Source organism: Streptomyces sp. NPDC050549, from assembly GCF_040655035.1.
Lineage (GTDB): Bacteria > Actinomycetota > Actinomycetes > Streptomycetales > Streptomycetaceae > Streptomyces.
In genome coordinates this window covers 1-4102 of sequence record NZ_JBFAJD010000099.1, presented here as the reverse complement: position 1 = coordinate 4102, position 4102 = coordinate 1, and the positions used below count along the sequence as shown (strand labels likewise).

General features: G+C 69.5%; 4 protein-coding genes and 1 rRNA gene. All 5 read right to left on the bottom strand.

The features are described 5' to 3' along the window. Nucleotides 1-153 precede the first annotated feature (153 nt). Nucleotides 154-1326, bottom strand: a complete 1173-nt coding sequence (locus tag AB0I51_RS48135; protein ID WP_362985836.1) for an acetoin utilization protein AcuC — start codon at nucleotides 1324-1326, stop codon at nucleotides 154-156. Continuing rightward, entirely contained in the window at nucleotides 1277-2488 is a 1212-nt protein-coding gene (locus AB0I51_RS48130) for an MFS transporter (RefSeq protein WP_362985834.1), read from the bottom strand. Before AB0I51_RS48130 ends, AB0I51_RS48135 begins: the two co-directional genes overlap by 50 nt. 67 nt (nucleotides 2489-2555) lie before the next feature. Then, nucleotides 2556-3251, bottom strand: a complete 696-nt coding sequence (locus AB0I51_RS48125) for a VC0807 family protein (protein WP_362985832.1) — start codon at nucleotides 3249-3251, stop codon at nucleotides 2556-2558. Nucleotides 3252-3320: 69 nt separating this feature from the next. Further along, the gene (locus tag AB0I51_RS48120) at nucleotides 3321-3965 is read right to left on the bottom strand and encodes an HAD family hydrolase (RefSeq protein ID WP_362985838.1); all 645 of its coding nucleotides are present in this window, start codon (nucleotides 3963-3965) and stop codon (nucleotides 3321-3323) included. A 60-nt stretch (nucleotides 3966-4025) separates the two neighbouring features. Further along, a 5S ribosomal RNA gene (gene rrf, locus AB0I51_RS48115) occupies nucleotides 4026-4102 on the bottom strand; the annotation flags it as partial.

Sequence of the window (4102 nt, the reverse complement as noted above, 5' to 3'; positions counted from 1 at the left end):
CGGTGTCGTGGTAGGTGGGGGGGGGGGGCGCGTGGGGGGGGGGGGGGGGGGGGCGCCCCCCCCCCCCCCCCGGGACGGGACGGGCAGGGGCGGCGGGGGCGAAAAAACCCGCGACACCCACCACCCCCACCCACCCGCACATCCACCCGAGGCCTACGCCAACAACCCCCGCAACGGAAACACCGCCCGCCGAGTCGCCACCACCGCCTGGTCGAGACGGTCGGCGGGGTCATACCCCGACTCCCAGTCGGCGTACTCCACCGGCCACCGCCCGTCCGTCATCCGCTGCGGCCCCAACTCCCGCGTCCGCGCGAACGCTTCCTGCCGCCACCCCTCGGGAATCACCGCCTCGGGCGCGATCTCCCGCCCCGCGGCGATCGCGACGAGATGCGTCCACGACCGCGGCACCACCTCCACCACGGCGTAACCGCCCCCGCCGAGCGCGACCCACTTCCCGTCCGCGTACTCGTGCGCCAGCTCGTGGCAGGCCACCTGCACGGCCCGCTGAGCGTCCAGCGACACCGCGAGGTGCGCGAGCGGATCCTCGAAGTGCGTGTCGGCCCCGTGCTGCGTCACCAGCACCTGCGGCCGGAAGTCCGCGATCAGCTCCGGCACGACGGCGTGGAAGGCGCGCAGCCACCCGGCGTCCCCGGTCCCGGCCGGCAGCGCCACGTTCACCGCCGAGCCCTCCGCGCTCGCGGCCCCGGTCTCCTCCGGCCAGCCGGTCTGCGGGAACAGCGTCCGGGGATGCTCGTGCAGGGAGATCGTCAGCACCCGGGGGTCCTCCCAGAACGCCGCCTGGACCCCGTCCCCGTGATGCACGTCCACATCGATGTACGCGACCCGCTCGGCCCCCAGCTCCAACAGCCGGGCGATGGCCAGCGAGGCGTCGTTGTAGATGCAGAACCCGGAGGCCGCCCCCGGCATCGCGTGATGCAACCCACCGGCGAAGTTCACGGCATGCGACACATCCCCGGCCCATACGGCTTCCGCCGCCCCCACTGATTGCCCCGCAATCAGCGCGGACACCTCATGCATACCGGCAAAGGCCGGGTCGTCCATCGTCCCCAGTCCGTACGCCCCGTCCGCCGACTCCGGATCGGCCGAGGCGGCCTTCACCGCCTCGACGTAGTCCTCCCGGTGGACGAGCCGCAGCGTCGACTCACCGGCGGGCTTCGCCGCTACGACGTTCACGTCCTTGTCGAGCCCGAAGGCGTCGACGAGTCTCCGGGTCAGGGCGAGCCGGACCGGGTCCATCGGATGGTCCCGGCCGAAGTCATAGCCCGTTACTGCCTCGTCCCACATCAGCTGTGCGCGCCCGCTCATGCCCGTCACCGTACCGGCCCTCCTGCGGCGCGAACGAGCGGGCGTACACCAACGTCACCAGGACCAACACCATCGGCACGAGCATGGCCCCGCGGTAACTCCACGCATCGCCCAGCGCCCCCACCAGAGGCGAACCGATCAGGAACCCGACGTAATTGAAGACATTGAGCCGCGCGATCGCCGTATCGGAGGCCCCCGGGAACAGCCGCCCGGCAGCCGCGAAAGTCTGCGGCACCAGCACACACAGCCCGAGCCCCAGCAGCGTGAACCCGAGCATCCCGACCCCGGCCCCGGGCGCCACGGCCACCACCGCGAACCCCAGCGCGGCCACCACCGCCCCCAGCCGTACGACGGCCACGGCCCCGAACCGCCGCACCCCGAGGTCTCCGATCCCCCGCCCGACCAGGCACATCACCATGTAGACGTTGTACGGAACGGTCGCGACCTGCTCCGAACTCCCCAGCACGTCCTTCAGGTACTTCGCGCTCCAGTTGGAGACGGTCGAGTCCCCGATATAGGCGAAGGTCATCACCAGACACAGCGGCAGCAGCAGCTTGAAGACCAGCGGCCCGGCCTCGGCCCCCTCGCCCTCCGCCTCCGGCCCACTCCCGTCGACGTACCACCGGCTCCCCACGAAGGCCGCCGGCAGCAGGACGGCCACCACGGGCAGATAGGACACCCACAGCGCGAGATGCCAGTGCGCCCCCGCCCACGCCAGCGAGGCCCCCACGATCCCGCCCAGGCTGTACGCGGCATGGAAGCTGAGCATGATGCTCCGCCCGTACGTCCGCTGCAGACTCACCCCGAGCATGTTCATCGAGGCGTCCAGCGCACCCACCCCGAGCCCGAACGCGCCGAGCGCGACGGCCAGTTCGGCCATGCTGTCGCCGGCCCCGACCCCGAGCAGCGCCAGCAGCACGACGGGCTGGGACCAGCGCAGCAGCACACTGGGCCGTATTCGCTTCACCAACTGCTCGGTGGTCACACTCCCGACGCCGGCGAGGATCGGCACGGCGGCCAGGAAGACGGGCAGCAGCCCGTCCGAGACCCCGTACCGGTCCTGGATCGCGGGGATACGTGTCACGAGCAGCGCGAAGGTGGCGCCCTGAGCGAAGAAACTGAACGCCAACGAGGCCCTACCGCGCCGCAGCACATCTGTCATGGCGGCGAGCGTAAGGGCCCCGGCGTACTCGTGGGTAGATCCAGCCAAAGATGAATTCGGTTCACCTTTACCGAGCGGGCACCAGCGAGGGAAGAACCGCAGGTGCGGGGTCATTCCCGGCCTTCAGCTCAGCGGCGATCATCTCCGCCATGGGCCCGGCCGCAAGACCACCACTGACGACGGCCGTCACACCCATCGTCCCGATCATCACGACCGTCCCCAGCCACATCATGGTGTCCACGGGCAGCGTGTACGCCCCGACAACCCGGGCGACACACTCACCGAGCAGCGCGACACCCCACACCAGCGAGAACCGCCGCTCGGCCCGCCGAAAGGCCGCCGACCCGCTCAACAGCCGCTCGAAGACGGCCTCCCGCGCCGGGTCCCCCTTCACGAGCCAGGGCTTCATCCCGGCGGTCATCATCGGCCGCCCCATCGCCACCGACACCAGCACCCCGATCCCGATCGCGCTGCTGACCCCGCTGTCCTTGGCGAGCATGAGCCGAGGATCACCGGCGACCAGGCTGAGCGACAACCCGACGACATTCACGAAGAGGATCAGCGCGGCGAAGGCGTTGACCTTCCGCTTGACGGCAACCCCCCACACCGTCCGCACCGCCGGCAGCACACTGCTCCACCCCAGCGCCGCCACGGTCCCCATCCCGAACCCACTCTTCAGCAGGTAGTACGACCCGATCGGCACCGCCACGTCCATGAGGAGCGGCGCGAGATTCTTCGTCCTGGAGCCCGTGTTCGTCGTCATGCACTCAGACTGCCGGGGAGCCCCCGGCCGCCAGTAGAACCGATCGTCCGGACCTCGGCATGACAAATGTCAGACGAGCAGGTCAGGCAACTCCCGCAGGTCACCGAAGAGTTGGTTGGCCCCGGAAAGCCGCTCAGCAGGCGTCATCGCAGTGAACCCGTACACATCCATCCCGGCCGCGACAGCGGCCTGCACTCCCAACGGACTGTCCTCCACGACCACACACCTCTCCGGTACCACGCCCATCCGCTCGGCCGCGTACAGGAACAGGTCCGGCGCGGGCTTCCCCCGCCCCACGTCCTGCGAGGAGAAGACCCGCCCCTCGTCGAACCATCGGTCGAGCCCGGTCGTCCGATGCCCCACCCGAATCCGCTCATGACTCCCGGACGAAGCCACGCAGTACGGCACTCCGTCAGCCGCCAGCCGCTCCACTACGTCGACGGCCCCGGCGACCGGCTTCAACTCACGCTCGAACGCGGCGAACACACGTGCATGGAAGACATCGTCGAAGTCATCCGGCAACCGCTGCCCGGTGCGCTCCTCGACGAGGTCGTGCACGCGGTGCATCGCGGCACCCATGTAGTCACGGAGCGACTCCTCGTATGAGGTGGGGTACCCGAGCTCCGTGAGACAGCCGGCCAGGAGCTTGTTGGAGATCGGCTCACTGTCGACGAGAACACCGTCGTTGTCGAAGATCACGAGGTCATAGCGCATGGCTATGAGCCTAAACGCAAAAAACCCCGTGCCAAATGGCACGGGGTTTTCGCAATATTTGTTCGGCGGCGTCCTACTCTCCCACAGGGTCCCCCCTGCAGTACCATCGGCGCTGTAAGGCTTAGCTTCCGGGTTCG

Coding starts and splice junctions, on each gene's coding strand:
- AB0I51_RS48135 (WP_362985836.1), bottom strand. CDS start 1,326: ATGAGCGGGCGCGCACAGCTGATGTGGGACGAGGCAGTAACGGGCTAT.
- AB0I51_RS48125 (WP_362985832.1), bottom strand. CDS start 3,251: ATGACGACGAACACGGGCTCCAGGACGAAGAATCTCGCGCCGCTCCTC.
- AB0I51_RS48120 (WP_362985838.1), bottom strand. CDS start 3,965: ATGCGCTATGACCTCGTGATCTTCGACAACGACGGTGTTCTCGTCGAC.
- AB0I51_RS48130 (WP_362985834.1), bottom strand. CDS start 2,488: ATGACAGATGTGCTGCGGCGCGGTAGGGCCTCGTTGGCGTTCAGTTTC.